The sequence below is a fragment of the Desulfuribacillus stibiiarsenatis genome (assembly GCF_001742305.1).
Lineage (GTDB): Bacteria > Bacillota > Bacilli > Desulfuribacillales > Desulfuribacillaceae > Desulfuribacillus_A > Desulfuribacillus_A stibiiarsenatis.
The window spans coordinates 248,918-268,099 of the sequence record NZ_MJAT01000022.1; the positions used below are offsets into that span (position 1 = coordinate 248,918).

Annotated in this window: 15 protein-coding genes; 11 read left to right on the top strand and 4 right to left on the bottom strand. The window is 39.6% G+C overall.

Going from position 1 to position 19,182, the window contains the following annotated elements; all coding sequences use genetic code 11:
* Positions 1-163 precede the first annotated feature (163 nt).
* From BHU72_RS08975 to fabZ, 4 genes are all read left to right on the top strand, one after another.
* Positions 164-1,039, top strand: a complete 876-nt coding sequence (locus tag BHU72_RS08975; protein WP_069702286.1) for a flagellar hook-basal body protein — start codon at positions 164-166, stop codon at positions 1,037-1,039.
* Between the two features lie 63 nt (positions 1,040-1,102).
* On the top strand, positions 1,103-1,978 hold the full coding sequence (locus BHU72_RS08980; protein WP_176720450.1) for a flagellar hook-basal body protein: 876 nt from the start codon (positions 1,103-1,105) through the stop codon (positions 1,976-1,978).
* Between the two features lie 49 nt (positions 1,979-2,027).
* Complete coding sequence (locus BHU72_RS08985; protein WP_069702288.1) at positions 2,028-2,279, top strand: DNA-directed RNA polymerase subunit beta; 252 nt, start codon at positions 2,028-2,030, stop codon at positions 2,277-2,279.
* Positions 2,280-2,564: 285 nt separating this feature from the next.
* Positions 2,565-2,993, top strand: a complete 429-nt coding sequence (fabZ, locus tag BHU72_RS08990; RefSeq protein WP_069702289.1) for a 3-hydroxyacyl-ACP dehydratase FabZ — start codon at positions 2,565-2,567, stop codon at positions 2,991-2,993.
* Positions 2,994-3,129: 136 nt separating this feature from the next.
* Here the strand turns inward: fabZ and BHU72_RS08995 are convergent, their stop codons facing one another.
* Complete coding sequence (locus tag BHU72_RS08995; RefSeq protein WP_069702290.1) at positions 3,130-4,020, bottom strand: class I SAM-dependent methyltransferase; 891 nt, start codon at positions 4,018-4,020, stop codon at positions 3,130-3,132.
* Positions 4,021-4,574: 554 nt separating this feature from the next.
* On the opposite strand from BHU72_RS08995, the gene BHU72_RS09000 reads away from it, so the two are divergent.
* From BHU72_RS09000 to BHU72_RS09010, 3 genes are all read left to right on the top strand, one after another.
* Complete coding sequence (locus BHU72_RS09000) at positions 4,575-9,224, top strand: S-layer homology domain-containing protein (protein ID WP_069702291.1); 4,650 nt, start codon at positions 4,575-4,577, stop codon at positions 9,222-9,224.
* Positions 9,225-9,496: 272 nt separating this feature from the next.
* Positions 9,497-10,801 carry a nucleotide sugar dehydrogenase gene (locus BHU72_RS09005; RefSeq protein WP_069702292.1) on the top strand — a complete coding sequence of 435 codons (1,305 nt, stop codon included), beginning with the start codon at positions 9,497-9,499 and terminating at the stop codon, positions 10,799-10,801.
* An 18-nt stretch (positions 10,802-10,819) separates the two neighbouring features.
* The gene (locus tag BHU72_RS09010) at positions 10,820-12,301 is read left to right on the top strand and encodes a glycosyltransferase (RefSeq protein ID WP_069702293.1); all 1,482 of its coding nucleotides are present in this window, start codon (positions 10,820-10,822) and stop codon (positions 12,299-12,301) included.
* A 75-nt stretch (positions 12,302-12,376) separates the two neighbouring features.
* On the opposite strand, the gene BHU72_RS09015 is transcribed toward BHU72_RS09010, so the two are convergent.
* Positions 12,377-13,024 carry a YigZ family protein gene (locus BHU72_RS09015; protein WP_245671881.1) on the bottom strand — a complete coding sequence of 216 codons (648 nt, stop codon included), beginning with the start codon at positions 13,022-13,024 and terminating at the stop codon, positions 12,377-12,379.
* 409 nt (positions 13,025-13,433) lie between these two features.
* Between BHU72_RS09015 and BHU72_RS09020 the strand changes: the two genes are divergently transcribed.
* Both BHU72_RS09020 and BHU72_RS09025 read left to right on the top strand, forming a co-directional pair.
* Positions 13,434-14,849, top strand: coding sequence for an NAD(P)/FAD-dependent oxidoreductase (locus tag BHU72_RS09020; RefSeq protein ID WP_069702294.1), 1,416 nt, complete (start codon positions 13,434-13,436; stop codon positions 14,847-14,849).
* 98 nt (positions 14,850-14,947) lie between these two features.
* Positions 14,948-15,367 (top strand): hypothetical protein, encoded by a 420-nt coding sequence (locus BHU72_RS09025; RefSeq protein WP_069702295.1) that lies wholly within the window; start codon positions 14,948-14,950, stop codon positions 15,365-15,367.
* Positions 15,368-15,537: 170 nt separating this feature from the next.
* On the opposite strand, the gene BHU72_RS09030 is transcribed toward BHU72_RS09025, so the two are convergent.
* Together BHU72_RS09030 and BHU72_RS09035 are read right to left on the bottom strand one after the other, a co-directional pair.
* On the bottom strand, positions 15,538-16,605 hold the full coding sequence (locus BHU72_RS09030) for a hypothetical protein (RefSeq protein ID WP_069702296.1): 1,068 nt from the start codon (positions 16,603-16,605) through the stop codon (positions 15,538-15,540).
* Positions 16,606-16,623: 18 nt separating this feature from the next.
* Positions 16,624-18,063, bottom strand: coding sequence for an MBOAT family O-acyltransferase (locus BHU72_RS09035; RefSeq protein WP_069702297.1), 1,440 nt, complete (start codon positions 18,061-18,063; stop codon positions 16,624-16,626).
* Between the two features lie 222 nt (positions 18,064-18,285).
* Between BHU72_RS09035 and BHU72_RS09040 the strand changes: the two genes are divergently transcribed.
* Positions 18,286-18,792: a glycine betaine ABC transporter substrate-binding protein gene (locus BHU72_RS09040; RefSeq protein WP_069702298.1), complete on the top strand. Its 507-nt coding sequence runs from the start codon at positions 18,286-18,288 to the stop codon at positions 18,790-18,792.
* Positions 18,793-18,862: 70 nt separating this feature from the next.
* Positions 18,863-19,162 (top strand): hypothetical protein, encoded by a 300-nt coding sequence (locus BHU72_RS09045; RefSeq protein WP_069702299.1) that lies wholly within the window; start codon positions 18,863-18,865, stop codon positions 19,160-19,162.
* Positions 19,163-19,182: the final 20 nt, after the last annotated feature.

A 19,182-nucleotide genomic window follows, 5' to 3' on the forward strand; every position in this document is an offset into this window, starting at 1 on the left:
GATAGTAATGCGCCTAGTTTTTCTATACAATAGAAGAGTAAGTTATTAAACATTTTTATCGTTTGCCGATAATATATATAATGTTTTTCGAGGCTTGGCTACACCTGTCGACATTATGAAATGTGAGACTTGGTAAAAGCCCTTGAGATAAAGGAGCATGGATATGTTAAGAGGTATATACACAGCTGCCCAAGGGATGAAAGTCCAACAACAGCGACATGATATAACAGTTAATAACATGGCGAATATCAATACCCCTGGATTTAAAGGCGACGAGGCAATCGTTCGTTCGTTTCCAGAGGAATTGTTGTATTTTATGGGTGGACAGGGAAACGCGGCTGCACCTAGCCATTCCCGCGCTGCTTCTATGTTACCTGGGCAAGCACCTAAAGTGGGATACCTTTCCCAAGGAGTGACAATTGAAGAAGTAGTGAAACGTTTTAGTCAGGGTGCGATTCGCGAGACGGGGAGTCCGATGGATGTGGCAATCGTCGATAATGACCCGCAGCAGACTAGTTTTTTTGCTGTCAAAAAAGATCTTAATAGCAATGAAGTATTCTATACAAGAGCAGGAAATTTTCGCTTACGTGAGGTGGAAGGTCAACAGTTCTTAGCCACTCAAGATGGCGAATTTGTCATGCAACGACAAGCTGGTGGAGAGTTAACACCAATTCAGGTGACCAGTGATAATGTCGTGATTCGTCCGAATGGTAGGTTCGAAATTGGGGATGAAGGCTTTGCTCCATTAGTAGGGAACCTCCACATTGTACAAATGGACAATCAACAGCTACCAGGAATGCTAAAAGATGGTCACGGCCTCTATCGAATCAGTGAACAGTTTCTAGGAGCAGGTTTTCAGCCAGAAATAGCTGAGAATATGATGGTTCGTCAATATTATATTGAAGGCTCAAATGTCGATCCAATGCAAGCGATGGTTGATATGATGACAGCACAACGAGCGTATGAAGCGAATCAGCGCGTGATTCAAGCCTATGATCGAAGCTTAGAGAAGGCAGTCAACGAAGTCGGTCGAGTATAGGTCTAATCGATAATTTGATGAAAGAAAGCATGTAAGTATAGCATGTAAATCTAGAATTCAGGAGTGAGTATATTGAATACATCTCTTCATATCGCAGCTTCCACTATGCGGAATGCCAACACAAAAGTAGATATGCTTGCCAATAACCTTGCAAACGTGAACACCGTTGGATTTAAGGCCCAACGTGCATCGTTTCAGGATTTATTATATAATCAAATCAACCAGACGGAAAAAGTAAATCTTCCTGGTAGAATTACGCCCCTTGGTTTCCAAACGGGTCATGGAGTACGCATGAACGAAATTACCCGCGATATGCGTATGGGCAACCTTACAGAGACGAACCAGCAGCATGACATTGCACTTGCTGGGCCGGGTATGTTTCAGTTGTTAGTACCTCGTGCAGAAGCTGATCGTTTGGGCGTAAATCCACAAGCTATGGAAGCCTATGACAATGATTTATATGGTTATGTCTTTTCTCGTGACGGAAACTTCCGAGTCGATGCTAGAAATGGGTATAATACATTAGTAGATGCTCGTGGTTATCAGGTGTCGGATCGCAATGGAAATCCTATCGAGTTTACAAAAGATGTAAAAAACTTTACAATAGATAAAAAGGGTAATCTCTTCATCAATGATGAGAGACTTCCATATACACAATTGATGCTAGCGAATTTCAATAATCCACAAGCGTTAGAGCATGCTGGGAATAATATATTTGTTGAGCGTAAATTTGTCGCAGGCAACTATCAGAATAGTGCGAATAACCCCGCCTTACTGAATAACACACAATTTCAACAAGGATACGTAGAAAGTTCGAATGTCGATATGATTCAAGAAATGACAGAACTAATTGCTACCCAGAGAATGCTGCAGTTTGGCGCTCGTGCCATCCAATCGACAGACACGATGATGGGGTTAGCGAACTCGATTAGAAGCTAATTAAAATATTGGCTTTTATTGAGAAAATAACTCAAAGGTAGGGAACTGGATGACGGATCAAACCTATAGGAAAAGAGCTACCTCACCAACAGAAAGTGATGCGAAACCAAAGAAGAAAAGTAATCTTTCGGCCCAGCAAAGAAAGGTCCTATTTTTTGCAAAAGCAATAGGTATTCCATTGGCGTTGTTAAGTCTTTTCTTTATCGGGATGGCAGCTGGATATAAGTATGGTGGCGGATCTGCAGGAGAAGTATTTGATGCGGAAACCTGGAGAAACATTATCCTCATCATATTTGGATAAAACAATAAGTAGTAGTATGTATATTTGCCCGAATAGTTATATTTGCCCAAATAATTAAAGAGAGCTTTGCAACCCCAAGAAATCCGCTGAAAAGCTCCTTTATATGAACTCCCCGGGGAGAGTTATTTGTAGTTTGTACTAATTCGCCGACATCATTCTCTAGAATGTTGGTAAATTCATGGCAACAAAAGCAGAAATAACCGCAAATACATATAGTTATTTTGTATAGAAGCTGAAGTTGTCAATCATTGTATTCAGGCGATTATAAATTTAAGGAGAGTAATTATGTTAGATATACAACAAATTAAGGAAATCATTCCGCATCGTTATCCTTTTTTATTAATTGACAAAATCCTTGAAGTCGAAGAAGGAAAGCGTGCCGTTGGAATTAAGAATGTCACAATGAATGAACCGTTTTTCCAAGGCCATTTTCCAGAATACCCTGTAATGCCTGGAGTGCTAATTGTAGAAGCATTAGCTCAAGTTGGTGCTGTAGCAATCCTGAAAGATCCTCAGCATAAAGGGAAAATTGTACTGTTTGCTGGTATTGACAATTTGCGCATTCGTAAGCAAGTAGTACCTGGTGATACATTAGAATTAACTGTGGAAATTTCGCGTTTAAAGGGTCCTATTGGCAAAGGGAATGCAATAGCGAAGGTTGATGGGAAAGTCGCCGTAGAAGGTGAATTAATGTTTGCTATTCAAGCTACTTAATACATTTATAATTTCATTAAACAGAATAACATTATAAATGAAAAGGCTTATTAAACTAAGAAGATTATTAAATTAAGCGGCAAATCAAATACATAAATCAACAAAAAAATGTGGCAGAACTTCTGCCACATTTTTATTATGCGTTTGTTTCGTCATAGATACTTGTATGTGTTTTCGTTGACGCCTTCTCTAAGACACATACTACCATTTTTACGAAATATTCTTGAAACACTGGCAATATAGATAACGTCTTAAAGTATGGACGTAAAGGTACATACTCGTGATACAATACTTGAAAAGGGACAATACCAAGGATTCGATCAAAACGCTCCAACGTCATCTTATTGATATAGGAGAAATATTCACTTCCGCCCTGTTTTTTACCAATACGGAAGTTGATTCTTTCATTGGCATCAGGGTATTTCTGAACTAAGTCCTTGTATACTTGCACTAACGTAGGCTCGTCGAACAGCTTATGCACCCAAGGAATGCCAATCACATCAGATAAATGCGCACCATATGGATGGTGGTATGGAGGGAAGTTAATATACAATTTCCCGCCTTTTCTTAGCACACGATAGCACTCGTTTAACACAGCAACTGGGTCATCTACGTGCTCCATCGCATCGTTCATTATGATTGTATCAATCACATTGGATTCAAACGGCATTTTTGCTGCATCGCCAGTGATGAACGTAGTGATGTCTTGTAGGCCCTTTTTCGTTGCTAATTGAGTTGCTTCTTCTTTGTATTTTTCCACAGGATCAATACCGAAGACAACTTTTGCGCCTAAAGTAGCATAATATAGGGTTTTCCCTCCGGCGCCACATCCAATATCTAGTACTATTTTATCTTTGAACATTTCTTCCGTAGTGGTAAAATTTCGAAAGAAACGAATAGTTTCTTCTCCGCGTTCGAATTGCCACTCTGCATAGGATTGTTTGCCTTCGTTGGCTAGGTTAAACGGATGAACTGGAACAGGAAAAAATTTATTGATAACTTTACAAAAGCTTGCGTTTACGGTCATTGATGCTCCCCCAGAGAACTGTTCTACAATAGAAAAGAATACCCAATGAATTATATATACACATTATAACAAATTAAATAGTCCTTTACTACTAACTAATGATTCATATATGAAATAAATTTATTATTACATTATTACCATTTTTAATGTTTTACAATCTTTGCATAATTTTCAAATAAATTATATATTCGCTTTCGCAAAATTTTATATTACTATATAAGGATACATAAAGAAAACTTAGTTCAATGCAGTTTTTACTGCACTTGAACTTTAGATGCACTTATTTCGCCTGTACCCCTTGTGAGTGAAGCTTGGCAGCATTTACCTTCCACGTATGGATGTGGGATTATTAGTTACGCCGCTAAGACAATGCAAAAAATGAATGGATTACTAATGTTAGGATTTTACTGGGAAAGTATAAACTGCTTGAATACAAGTGAAATCGCAAGGAAACCTGATAAAAGAATAGCTAATTTTTGCAAACGGCATTTTAACTTTCTGTTACGATGTCGATATAATACTTAATTTCTATACATAAGAATGGGAGGAAGTTCATGAACAGCGTTATTTATTACAACAAACGAGCGCGCACAATTTCAATGATTTTAGTTTTAGTTATGTTAGTAACAATTCTTCCGGTGTGGCCAAGCTTAGTAAATGCCAATGGAAGCTTAACAATTGATTATCCGGGAACTCAGGGGAATGAGTTGGGGAAAGATCCTAGCACTCCAATCCAGGTATCCGATCGGAATTTTCGATTAACTGGATCTTTTTCGGGTTTTAGCGTTGTAAGTATCAGCTACACGGTAAGAAATTTAGGGACTGGTCACTTAGCAACCGGAGGTACTCCGTACAACACGCCAGGCACTAGTAATTACATATACGAGAATATACAGCTAACGCCGGGGTTGAACGAAATTACCATTCAATCCACTACAGGTGTGAATAGAAAAGTGTTTGTGGAATATAACGATATGCCGGGTATCTTTAATTTGACTGTCAATGGCACTAATTTGGTAAGTGATGAAGTAGTTATTAATGCCACTCAAGTACAAGGGCAAGCAATAGCAGGGGCAATAACGGGACTTGCAACTAACTCTACCCAAGTAATTATTACGAATCAAACGTTAATCGCAACGAATTCTAATGCAAGTGTATCTGCTCAAGTTTTCGGAGCTACTGGATTCTTTTCATCTACTATCCCTTTAACAACTGGGGAGAATATCATAACTTTTACGGCTAGAAATGAGACGAAGTCAGTTACAGAAACAAGAAGAATCATTGTAAACACTATAACAGCGGGTGCTGGGATGAATGTATATAACCTTCAATCTCATTACACCTTTGGATCTACCATCACAAAGAACGTACCGAAAAATGGTCAAGTAGATATCGTAAAAGGAACATCGAATTCAACTTTAAATAATAAGAATACGTATATGACTGTAAATGGTCAGCTTCAGTTCACAGGAAGATTAATTGTGAATCCTGGAGGAGCCGGTTATACAGAGCTGAATCAGTTTAGAACTGTAGGTACCAACCGAGTCTATAGTGATATTCTATTTGAAGTTCAGGACAATACGGGTACTCCGTTAGTGGCGAAACAATCACTACTATCACCTTCGGCGATAACTACGGCAAGTTTGAACCCTCAGAATATTATTGCTGCAGATCAGGCGCTATTTCAATTTCAGCGACAGGCAACTACAACGAAAACGCAATTGAATAATATTGCGAATATTAGCGTTGGTGCTCCAACTGATCCGATAGGGGTAAATAACGCTAACTTAATCATTAACAATTTACCAGTATCCGCTACAGCAAACACATTACAAACACGATTTGCAGATGCGAATAATGCGTTAATAGGGGCTGACTTAGCTACGATTGGACTTCTTTTGGACGCTACTGCTCTTAATACTGCAGTTTCAGATCTAAATGCTGTCGTTAGTGGGATTACCGCAACTACCACTTGGGGAGCGATAATTGCACCAAGTGCTGTCTCTTTAGAAACTTTGGTGAACAATTTTAAAACGGAAGCTGCAACGTATCATGCGTCAATCACAGCTATTGACACTACTGGGAGTCCATCAGTATTGGCTGGTAAGTTTACTGAAGTTTCAAATCTAGCAGCAAATAATGGAGCGATTACAAAAGATAACGCAGAATCAAATACGAACATTCATTTCTATGATTTTGTTTCTCCAGTTGTAAATGCAGCTGCACTGGGCTTACAACATAATAAGACGTACAGAATTATTATAGAGCCTAGATTTTATAGAACGAATCCAACAACTGTTACTGATTACTTAAACACTTTTAACACAATCACTTATGAATTTACTTATATAGATAGTGATTATCCAGTGATTAATAATTTGCAGAATAGGGATACAGGGGAAATTATTTACAACGTTACCCCTCCATCAACGAATTATTACCGTATAGGACAGAAACCATTTAATTTAAGAATTAACTTTCAGAACTTCACAACAGGTGTAAATCGCGTTCAAGTGATGCATAAAGCAGCACCTTATCCAACAACACTTTCAGGTTCGGGAATCACTTTAGATGGCGATATATCTGTTCCGATTGTAGCAGGAGATATTACGAACGGTTATGTAGATGTCGAATTGCCTAATTTACTAACGGGAAACAATTTAATTGAAGTACATTATAGCGATGGCACGAACAGTATTGTAGAGAAACGAGTAGTATTGGTCGTAACAACACCTCTTGTAACCATACGCAATGCAACGAACCAAGAAGTTATCGCGAATAATAGGGTATATGAGTTCTTGTTTAATCCAGCCGTACCAAGTGAGAATGAAGCATGGTTCTTAGGGCAAAATTTCGGGAACATTCAATTTAACTTTACAGGCTTATCTGATACGAATAGGCTAGGTTCCGCGACAAATCCATTACACATTTCATTAAACGATAAGCCAGTTATTGTCGGGGGCATAATTACTAGTACTCCTGTAGGAGCGAACAATGTTGTTAGAGCACGTACTCCACAGCCAATAGGTACTGATGCTATAACCAGTGTGAACGTTAATTTTACTCATAGTGACATTCATACTGCTTTAAACCCAATATTCCGACAAGGATTGAATAAGCTAACAGTGCAGTTTAACAATGGATTAAACCCTATGAGGGTAGATTTAGAATTTTACCTATTTACAGAAAGTTCTCCATCTGTAAATGACATTCGTGTTACAGATAATAGAGTTACTGACAAAGCGATTGTAAACTTTGAACCATATACTACAGATGGTGATCAAATCACAATTCGTGGAACTGTGAAGAATTCTGATAAATTAGTACTTCGCATTCAAGGTATGGATGTGGCTGAATATCAATTGATTGGCGGTGTGTGGACACAAATTTCTACACAACTACCGACTGGTCGTTTTCAAATTGATTCACCGATTGGCACAGAGAATGAATCTGAATTTAGAATCGTGAACTATCCATTGCAAAACCCAAGCGATAATGTATTGCAAGGAACATTCGTATTTGTTGTGGAAGCATCACAGGGTCATACCACAGTTAGTAGACCAATCACGATTATGAAAAAGACAGACCCATACACGGTACTTGCGCCATACCGTAAAGTTACGAATAATAACTATGAGAAAATCATCATAAAAGCAGATGGAGCGAATGGTGTAAGCATTGGTAAAGACCAAGTGCAAAAAATCCGTCTAAGCGACTCTGATGTAATGAGTGAGTACGTTCGTGACTGGTTATCATCACATTTATATGGCAGAAACCAGAGTTTGTTTGATAGTTTAGGTGCAGATGCTGAAGTATTTTTTGCAGAAGTTCCATTGAAAAAAGGTGCCAACAAAATAGCAATTACCGTCGACTTCGGATCTCAGAAGGTTAACGGTACTATAGATATTTTCTATGCTGCGACAGCACAAGTTGGCGCGGTATATAAGACGGATTTAAACAAGAACAATATTAAACCAGCAGAACTAGAAAACAAAATTCAACTTACATTCCCTAAAGGAACACTGTTACAAAGAAAGAATATGCAAATCCAAGGGGAATTCGAGAGATATGAGGATAGTTATGATGTTCCGAATTTCTGGGCGGATAAAAACATCCTAATTGGTATAGCCGATTACGAAACAGGAAAAGTTGACCGTGATATTGCGAAGTCCACTCGCGCTGATTTGCGTATGAGTCTTAACAATTCGTACTACAATAATTTCTTCCAGTATGCGAGCGATTTATACTTCATTGATGCCGGGGACTTAACACACCCTGGGGGACGTCTACCGTATGAATCACCTGAGATTGTGACTCGTAGAATCGAAGACTCTTTAGAACCAACGAAACGTGGAACAATTACCTTGACGTACAATAATAGTATTGTTCTAGATGCTGGTCCACACCTAGCGATTATGTATAACCCAGGGTATACATCTATTGGCTCACAAGCAGGTTGGAAGAACCTTGGTGGGGTAGTAAACACGAAATCTAAGACAATCTCAGTACCGTTTGAAGGCTTTGGATATTATACGGTAATGAAGTTGAACCGATCACTACCAGATATGATTTTCCATCCTTGGGGTAGAAGAAACCTAGAGGCAATGTTCTCTAAGGGTATTATGATTAGTGAACCAGGAACGAACCGTTTTGGAACTGACTTAAACATTACACGTGGTGAGTTTGTTACTATGCTTGTAAAAGCTATTCAAATTCCAGTGAACGCGGGACCTTACGTAAGACAAGGAATTTCTACGCTACGTCCTGTGAATAATTCCTTTGATGATATTTTGCCAGGAATGGGTGATTTCTTCTGGGAGTATCCTTACCTTGAGACTGCAGCGAGAGCTGGTATTATCCAAGGAAAAGCACCTGGATTATTCATGCCGAATGAGCAGCTTACAAGGGAGCAAGCAGCTGTAATTATTGCTAGAGCGATCGAAGCTAAAGTAGTAAGAACACCAGAGCTGGCAATGAACCAATTAACGAAGGACTTTACCGATGCGTCACAGGTTGATACGTATGCTCGTCAAGCAGTAGCAGCGATTGCAAAGACTGGTATCGTTGTAGGTAAGCTGAATGATCCGAACGACCCTACAAGAGGTTCTAGTTTCTTACCGAAAAACAATCTGACTCGTGCAGAAGCATCAGTGATTGCAACGAGACTCATGCAACAACAAAAGCTATTACCAGACCCGCTTTAGGATCTAGTTGAAAATTAAATCAGATTTAACTCACAAATGGGCAGGAGAAATTCTTGTCCATTTGTCTTTGTGACTTTTTTTTATAGAGTCTTCGTGGTAAGATATATAATGCGTTTCCAACTTTAGATTGAACCATAATTCATAACGTTTTAGAATAACAACCTTCCATAAAAGCGTATCACGATAGTCCATGCAAGAAGACTAATCATCATTTTAAAGTATTTTAATAAATACAAATAAAACTTAGGATTTAATAAAGGAGTCACTCATATATGAAAGAGAATCAAACTCAAGTTACAAAAGGCATTGCCGTTATAGGGCTAGGATTCATTGGGCTACCGTTAGCACTAAGTTTTGCCATGCGTGGTGCGCGTGTAAGGGGCATTGACGTTCTCCCTGAACTAATTGAAGAAATTAATCATGGCGTATCTCATCACTTGGAACAATATAACGGGATGACAATTCGTGATATTTTGAAAGAACAACTACAAACAGGGCAATTCCGCGCCACTACAAGTTACCAGGAAGCGAGTCAAGAGGTTGATACATATATCGTTACAGTTGGGATTCCAGTGGCCAATGGTGCTGGCAACTACTCGTATATCGATAGTGCGTGCTCTTCAATAGCAAAAGTGTTGAAGAAAGGTGATACAGTCATTATTCGTAGTACAGTGATACCTGGAACAACGGAAGAGCGAATCGCTCCGCTGTTGCAGGAAGTTTCTGGGCTAGTGCCAGGGGAAGATTTTTACTTAGCGTATGCATCTGAACGTATTGCCGAAGGTAAGGCATTCGAAGAATTTGAGAATATGCCTCTTGCCATGGGTGGTATAAATGAACAGAGCGCCCAACGGGTAAAAGAAATTCTTACAATTGTTACAAGAGCAGAAGTTACCATATCTAATATTAAGACTGTAGAGACTGCCAAGGTAATTGAGAACATCCAACGGGACGTCAATATAGCGATGGTTCAAGAATTTGCGAAGTTTGCACAGAGCTTTGGTATTGATACGGGAGAGCTAATAAAAGTGGCCAACACTCACAAGCGAGTAAATTTGCTAGTTCCTGGTCCAGGGGTTGGCGGATACTGCTTGCCCAACGCTTTCTACTACTTAGAGCCAAAAGCTACGGAATTGGGAGTGTCCTTAAATCTCTTAAAACGTGCAAGAGACATTAACGACGGGGTGCCGAATCATATCGTGACACGTGTGGAGAAAGAGTTAGGAACATTAGTAGGAAAGAAAGTAGCTGTGCTAGGTCTAGCAATGAAGGATTATTCTAACGATGATCGCATTAGCCCGCCTATTGATATTGTGAAAGTATTACAAGAACGCGGTGCCCAAGTATTAGCATATGATCCTGCAGTTGTGACAGAGTACTCGTTTAAACATAGCAATCTTAAAGATTGCATAGAGCAAGCCGACGCTATGCTACTATTAGCAATGCAAGAAGAGTTTAGACATCTGAACTGGGCGGAAGTGATTCAACAGATGAAACCGAATGCCGTTGTTTTCGATGCTAAGAATGTAATTGCGAAAGACCAAATATCAAATCATGTCACACTACTGAAAATATAAATTCTAGGAAGTGCAACCGTGCAACAAGGTTCAAAGAAGAAAGTTTTAATTATCTCCTATCTATTCCCGCCAATTGGTGGGGGAGGAGTCCAACGTGCGTTAAAGATGGCGAAGTATCTTCGCGATTATGGCTGGGAACCACACGTCCTCACGGTAACTGAGGATGTGTATTTTGCGTCCAAAGACTTTAGTCTGCTTGATGAATTACCCGAGGGAATCTATATCCATAGAGCGCAGCAGTGGGACCCACTAGGAAAAATGCAGCCGGTTCCGTCCACAAAGCCAGCAGGCACTTCAACGAAGCAAGCTGCCGTTGTTAGTGGAAATCAGAATCAGCGAAACAAGAATGAAGTCACACAGACCACTAGTTGGAAGCGACGAATCATCAATACGATTAAGCCTATACTGAAAGGCATTAAGAACCGTGTTCTGATTCCTGATGACCAAATCTTATGGTACAAGCATGCAGTAGAAGTAGGCACTAGTGTGGTGAAAGAACATAACATCCAAGCAATATTTTCAACATCCGGCCCGAATACCAATCATTTAGTTGCCTTGTCAATTAAAAATCAGACTAGCATTCCTTGGATTGCTGACTTCCGAGATCCATGGACTGATAACATGCACCGTTCGGGTATCTGGTGGCGTGAGAAACTTGAATCTATACTTGAGAGAAAAGTAGTTAAGAACGCAGATTGCATTATGACGGTGACGGAAAGCTTTTTAAGAGGATTTGAGAAGAAGTATCGAACCCTCATTCAAAGTGGTGCAGTAGTGCACAATGGATATGATATCAGTGACTATAAGCAGCTACCATCAGACCACTTATCTTCTAGCGAGGTAACGAATCCGAAGAACTCAGTAAAAGACTATCCTACCAAAGAAATTGATAGGGTTGAATCCAAAAAAGAAAAGATGAAATTAGCTTACACAGGTATCTTCTATAACAAGAGAAATCCCCGTCTATTATTGCGCACTCTGCAAGAGTTAATTCACAAGGGCGATATAGATGCGAATCATATAGAACTTCATTTTGCTGGAATCTTTGACTATCCTGGGCAATCTGCTAACTGGGATGCGGTGGTTTCCGCAGGGTTACAGAATCAAGTGGTACTTCATGGTCAGCTACCTCACAAAAAAGCCTTATCTCTACTAGCGAATTCGGACCTGTTATTGCTAATTGCAGATACAGATGAAAACGCGGGGGCATACATTCCGGGGAAACTATTTGAATATATTGCAATTGGTAAGCCAATCTTTGCACTTAGTCATCAAGGGGAATCAGCGGATATAATATCATCCCTTGGAAACGGAGTAGTCATCAATCCTACTGACTTAGCAGCAATGAAGCTCTCCTTGGTACAAATGTATCAACATTGGCTTAAAACGGGACAAGCTCTAACAATGCCGACAGATATATTCAATAGAACGAAGAAATACCAACGCCATGAACAAGCCAGAATGTTAGCGGAAAAGCTAGATATATTAGTTGAGAAATAGTAATTAAGATTTGAATATTGAACAAGGCTTTCGGAATGCTCATTAATCCGTAAGCCTTGTTTCTTTATTGGACTATTATATAAGCAATTTATCCACATAGAGAGTTGCCCCTCTATTGATTACTGCCTGCCCATTAGTTACATCGACTAGGAACTTTTCTAATTGCTGCTCAAACATATACTTTGCGAGAATAGTAAACCTTACGGTTTCCGCATACTCTACATTCTTTACAGGATAGCCTTTGTTATAAAGTTCATTCTCAAGCTTTCCTATCCAGGTATAATCCACATCTAATAGAATCTCTGTGTGTAGCTCGCGTTCGACAATACCTGCCTTTTGCAAACCTTCAGTAGTAGCTTGGCTATATGCCCTTATTAAGCCTCCAGCCCCCAGTAATATCCCACCGAAATACCGAGTCACGACAACGACAGTATTTAACACGCCTTCTTTTTTTAACACCTCTAGCATAGGCTTTCCGGCAGTACCACTAGGCTCTCCGTCATCACTAGCCTTTTGAATATGACTGTTCTCACCAATCACATACGCATAGCAATTGTGGGTCGCGTCCCAATGCTTTTTTCGAATCATTTCTATAAAATGATTCGCTTCTACTTCGTTTTTCACGGGTGAAACATAACTTATGAATTTCGATTTTTTTATAATGAGAGTTTCCTCATCCGACTTCTTTACTGTTTTATATAAGGGGATTGTAAAACCATCCACGGTAATTCACTCCTAACAAATGTTAATATCAATTTTAATAATCAATAATTTAATAATCAATAATTTAATAGTACCCTCTATTTCTGAAGGAAGCAATGTGTCAGTATTTTCAGAAGGAATCAATGTGTAGGAATTCAATAAAGGAATCTTAAAGAATACATACTTTGAAAACGATAATACTAAAAGCAACAGTTATCGACAAATATTTCCTGGGAAATACAAATATCCACTATGTTCGACACGAACATTTTTGCAAAACAACACTTGAAAGTTCGTGAACAAACCCTTATAATGCATAAGGGACTTAAAAAACGACCTCGAAAACTAGAAAAACACAAACTAAGCGCTAGTGAATGTTACTCTCGATAGGTGAGTCAAATTCGGTTGCGCAGGTATGGAGGGTTTTAACATGTCACAGAACAATAAACAAAATAACGTAAATCGATACGATGTAATTATCGTCGGTGCAGGACCTGCGGGAATATTTTCTGCCTATGAAATTGTAAAAGAAAAACCAAATACTAAGGTTTTACTAATAGAGAAAGGAAAAGACATTCGCAAACGACATTGCCCGATGCTTGATAAAGACATCTCTTGTATCAATTGTAAGCCACACTGCTCGATAATGACTGGATGGGGTGGAGCAGGGGCGTACAGTGATGGAAAGCTAACCCTAACAGCAGACTACGGTGGCTGGCTTGATGAATATTTAGATGGCAAAGCAGAAGTAATGAAATATATTCAGTACGTAGACGGAATCTACATGCAGTTCGGTGCGCCTAATAAGACCTATGGATCTTATGACGACAAGGTCGCCGAAATTGAACGTATGGCAGCAACTGCAGACCTGAAGTTAATTCCGGCTGAGATCCGCCATTTAGGGACAGAGAATAATCTTGAGCTTTTATCGAAAATCCGCGACTTCTTAGATGATAAAATAACATTCCATAGCGGCACTACAGTAAAGGAACTCATTATTGAAGAAAATCGCGCTACTGGAGTAGAGCTAGATTCCGGAGAAATATATCACGCACCATATGTAATAGTCGCGCCAGGGCGTGTTGGCTCTGACTGGTTCCGAAGTGAATGTACAAGACTAGGACTATCGCTTAAGAATAATCAAGTGGATATTGGAGTACGTGTAGAAGTCCCTGCAAGCAGCATGGAGCATATCACGAAGCACATTTATGAGAGTAAGCTTGTGTACTACGGGAAGAAGTTTGATGACCCAATCCGCACATTCTGTATGAACCCTTATGGTGAGGTTGTTGTTGAGAATACTGGCGGTATCATGACTGTTAACGGACATAGCTACGCAACAAAGAGAACGAAGAATACGAATTTCGCCCTTCTCGTCAGCAATAAATTCACAGAACCTTTTAAAGAGCCAATCGCGTATGGTAAGTATATTGCAACGTTAGCGAACATGTTGGGTGGCACTGTAATAGTCCAACGCTTTGGCGATTTGAAGAGAGGCAGAAGATCGACACGTGAGCGCATTGATCGTGGTTTGGTAACACCAACATTGACATCGGCAACACCAGGAGATTTATCCCTAGTATTCCCATATCGTCAATTAACGAACATCATTGAGATGTTAGAAGCGTTAGATAAAGTGGCCCCTGGTGTTGGTTCAGAGCACACACTACTATATGGTGTGGAAGTGAAATTCTACTCATCACGTCCAGAGCTATCTAAGAAATTAGAGACTAACATCGAGAACCTTTTTGCTATCGGTGACGGTGCAGGAGTCACAAGAGGACTTGCTCAAGCGGGAGCTAGTGGAGTAGTAGTAGCAAGAGAAGTCGTCAAACGTATGGGATAGAAAAGCTAATGTATAGAAGATTATTAATATCCATTTTCCTCCAAGACGTGATATAATTTTTATACTATTTGATTGAGAGTCGAGTCGGAGGGATTTATATGGACCAAGAAACTAGGGATATGTTTCATCTAATATTGAATAAACTAGATTCTTTTGAAAAAGAAATGAAGTCTGAAATGGCCGAAATGAAGACAGACATTGCAGAAGTAAAAACAGATGTAGCGGAACTTAAAACAGATGTGGCAGCGCTTAAAACAGACGTGGCAGAGCTTAAAACAGATATGGCTGAAGTGAAGTCACAACTTTCAGATGTGCAAACACGTCTCGTTGAAGTAGAATCCCTAACTCGCATGCAAATACAAGCCACTACGGAACTAAGTGACAAATCAGACGAGCAGTATATAGAACTTAAGAGCGAAATGAAATATATTTCGGGAAAGTACGATCAGCAGGAGCGTGTAATTAAGCTGTTAAATAAGAATCGAGTACAAGAAGATCCATCAGATTACGAGAGTTAAAAATAACACGATATACCCTGTTGAATAACTAGACAGAAAGGAGAGGCCTATATAGACCTCTCCTTTCTGTTTCTAGGATTACATTGATGTTTTTCTAGGAAATTAAGGTGTTATTCAATTCGCATGTTAAAATTTCCTATATAAAATCCTGTATCATTTCACTGTTTTCATTACTTCTGAATTATATAATCTGCTACCTGGCTTCTTACGTCCTGTAAATGCTTGTCAATGTTTTCATTCGTTACAATAACGCCGAAGTCCCCTGGGAGTGGTGCGGAAGGCCTTCCAATTAACCGATCCACCATCAGTTTCCCGATGCTAGGGTAGAAATGATAAGGGTCGAAGAAATTATCATAATTGAATGTAACTGTATTCAAATCCATGAAATTTATCACTTCTCCGAACACGCTGACAGTCTCCCGCAGCCATCGCTCATACGCCTCCCAGAATACCCGCTGCTCGAGCATTAACTTAATTCTTGGTGCGATAACAGGCTCAGTAAACACAACGAATCTTGTATTAGGATTATTCTCCTTAATCTCCCGCAGGAAGTCAATATATCGGTCATCATATGGATAACTAGGGGCAGTAGCTTTCTTATGATTCTTCACAAAATCACTAACAATCGCTTGAATATCGACATCCTGAAGGTGCGTACTCGTCTGATTGTATCGATTATAGCTCCGCGCCCCCTCGTACCCACCATTAGCGGAGTAATAGTAATTCGTCAGTGCGCGTTCGTACGTATCCTCAGAAAACAAGCTCTTCCAGCGATAAAATGGTTCATTAGTCAATGATATATAATGTTCAGGTGGTTGATGATCATAGCGCCGCAAAGAGTAAAAGATATCGAAAAACGTCTCCAAGAAAATCACGTCAAAATCTTTGCCATTCTGAAGCTTCGCATACTCAATATAATCGTTATACTCATCAATCAATAGAGAGCTAAGACCATAATTAAATGCCTTATATCCAATAAAATCGTCTTGGTTGAGATACGTTGTACGACTCGTCCCGATAATCAGCGCATTGTAGCGAAATGGTTGATGGGTCACCATATTCGTCTTAAGCAAACGTTCATCAAAACCAATCTGAACCTGATTATACCGATGAGCGTGGCTAAAGTTCCATAACGGATCAACGAAAAAGTTAAACCCAATCAACGCAAGATAAGGCGACAGCACAATCAGTATTAATAGTATAGACGTAGTAATTAACCATTTCTTATACGCTTTCATACCAACCACCTTAATAGGCTAAAAGTTAAAATACAAAAACTCACTATTCGTATTCACGAGAAAGCTCACAAGTAACACACCAGCAACGAAAACCATCAGAACTGACGATGCAGTAAAATTCGGACGGAAATTCATCATAGCATCCATGGAATTCTGCGCACATATCACAATCACAAGGAAAGCAGCAATACACAGAGTTGCAAACTCTCCATACTCAACCATAGGGAACACCTGTAACGACGCCACTATCGCCTCTGCGCTAGTCGGCAAAGCAAGCGCCTCTGGGAAAACAAACATCGCCTTCAGAACCTTCATCGCGTCTGCCCATTCCTGTGCTCGGAAGAATACCCATGAAATATTGACGAACTGAAACGTCAAAAACCAAGCAATATAACGATTCAGCGTATATCCATTAGCTTTCCACAAACGGTGAATTACAATCGCCATTCCATGCAAAAATCCCCAGAAAACAAAAGTCCACCCGGCACCATGCCAAAGTCCGCTAATTAGAAACACAAAGAACAAATTCAAATACGTACGGAACTTGCCTAGACGGTTCCCGCCCAATGGAATATACACATATTGCGTCAAAAACCGTCCAAGGGTCATATGCCAGCGACGCCAAAAGTCTTGAATGCTTGTCGCTTTATATGGAGAATGAAAGTTTATCGGCAGTCGAATATTAAATAGCAGCGCAATCCCAATCGCCATATCGGCATACCCGCTAAAGTCAAAGTACAGCTGAAACGTATAGGAAAGAGATACAATCCATCCTTCGAGCATTGTCAAAGAAACAGCCTCATCAAAGCCGTAAGTTGCCCAAATGGCAAATGTATCTGCAATCACAACTTTTTTGAACAACCCGATGCAGAATACGAATAGCCCCGTCGCAATATTTCTATAATTCACAAGCTTATTCCTAAGCTGTTCAAACTGAGGCATCATTTCTTTGTGATGCACAATCGGGCCGGCAATCAGTTGCGGGAAAAACGTTACGAACAACGCATAGCTTAAGAAATCATACTGCTTTGTCTCCTGGCGATACGCATCTACTAAATATGCAATCTGCTGAAACGTAAAGAAACTTATCGCGAGCGGCAACGCCAACTTTAATAGAGGAACATTAGTAGTAAATACGGCATTCATGTTCGTTAGGAAGAAATTGGAATACTTATAGTATCCTAGTAAGCCTACATTGAATGCAATCCCCAAGGCTAAAATTCCCTTACGCAAGCCGAATTGCCACTTTGTCAAAATTTTTCCTATTATATAATTGAACACCATCGAGCCTATAATCAGTGGAAGATAACTCACATTCCACCAAGAATAAAAAAACAAAGAACTGATGACTAACCAACCCTTTGCTACTGTAATCCAACGTATTTTATTGAGTAGAAAGTACACCGCAAACGCCACAGGCAAAAAGATAAAAATAAACTCGAAAGAATGAAATAGCACCGAACATCACCTCAATTCTAGTTGCAAAAGGTGCAATACTTTAATGATATAATGATTGATATATATGAATCAATAGGGGATACTTTCCTGTTATTCCATAGAAATGTATCATTTCAGAAAATCTTGTCAAAGCTAGTCATACAGCTATGTGGAGTATTGTTAACTACGTCAAGATAAAGTTAGTAATATACAATATTAGCACTATATAAGGAGGATGAAATCATGGTAAGAAAAAAGAATCAATACACAACGGTATTACTTTTAATGATTGGAATGATAATGTTTGGCTTTATGCTCGTTGGATGCAACGGAAATGTAGATGAAGAGGAAAAGAAAGCGAAGGAAGATGGGGAATTTGGGCAGCCGAATAGCACCCATGCCCTTGTAATGCTTGAATCACGAGCAAGTGGATTAGGTGTAGAGAAAATCAGTGATTTGTCACCGAATAACCTTGCAGGCACAATGGTAATATCTGCGGAGGAAGAGCTTTATAGTGGCGAGATGCTTTTAGAGGCAATGCAGCAAGTTTATGGAATTTATTTTAAAAACCATGCCGTTCATATGCCAGGAGAAGGGTATTCGACTTTAGTAGAGGGTAGCGGCGATGCCAACGTTGAGGCTATTTTAGTAAAGACTGATGACGAGGTTTTGAAACGTGACGATATTCGAATCTTACAGGATGACAAGAATTTCTTTATTACTGACAAAGAGCCGCAAAAATCAAATTAGTGTAGCCATCTTGTATTCACTACCCTCCTTTCGCTATAATACATGAGAGAATAGTTTTAGGGGGATAACGATGGTACCAGATCGCATACGTGAAATGATTATAGATATTACGAGTCAATACGGGGAAATCTTAAAGATAACTCTATTTAAAAAAGATGTAAAAGGCGTCTACAATCGCAGGGCTGACATCAATCTTGCCATAGAAACGAATGGGATTTCAGAAGAGCGTTGGAAAGAACTGTACCAAAGCCTAGAGAACGAGCTTGGGACACTACTCTTCTTCGCCATCTTTCGTTGGGAGGAATTCCCGCAAGAGAGCCAAGCAACGATTGCTGAATCTGGGCTTTTGATTTATGAGAAGCAGGCATAAATAGAAATTAATGCAGCAAC

Bases quoted from the DNA above. Each gene is read 5' to 3' on its own strand.
- BHU72_RS08975 (WP_069702286.1), top strand. From the start codon at position 164: ATGTTAAGAGGTATATACACAGCTGCCCAAGGGATGAAAGTCCAACAA.
- BHU72_RS08985 (WP_069702288.1), top strand. From the start codon at position 2,028: ATGACGGATCAAACCTATAGGAAAAGAGCTACCTCACCAACAGAAAGT.
- fabZ (WP_069702289.1), top strand. From the start codon at position 2,565: ATGTTAGATATACAACAAATTAAGGAAATCATTCCGCATCGTTATCCT.
- BHU72_RS08995 (WP_069702290.1), bottom strand. From the start codon at position 4,020: ATGACCGTAAACGCAAGCTTTTGTAAAGTTATCAATAAATTTTTTCCT.
- BHU72_RS09000 (WP_069702291.1), top strand. From the start codon at position 4,575: ATGAACAGCGTTATTTATTACAACAAACGAGCGCGCACAATTTCAATG.
- BHU72_RS09005 (WP_069702292.1), top strand. From the start codon at position 9,497: ATGAAAGAGAATCAAACTCAAGTTACAAAAGGCATTGCCGTTATAGGG.
- BHU72_RS09020 (WP_069702294.1), top strand. From the start codon at position 13,434: ATGTCACAGAACAATAAACAAAATAACGTAAATCGATACGATGTAATT.
- BHU72_RS09025 (WP_069702295.1), top strand. From the start codon at position 14,948: ATGGACCAAGAAACTAGGGATATGTTTCATCTAATATTGAATAAACTA.
- BHU72_RS09030 (WP_069702296.1), bottom strand. From the start codon at position 16,605: ATGAAAGCGTATAAGAAATGGTTAATTACTACGTCTATACTATTAATA.
- BHU72_RS09040 (WP_069702298.1), top strand. From the start codon at position 18,286: ATGGTAAGAAAAAAGAATCAATACACAACGGTATTACTTTTAATGATT.
- BHU72_RS09045 (WP_069702299.1), top strand. From the start codon at position 18,863: ATGGTACCAGATCGCATACGTGAAATGATTATAGATATTACGAGTCAA.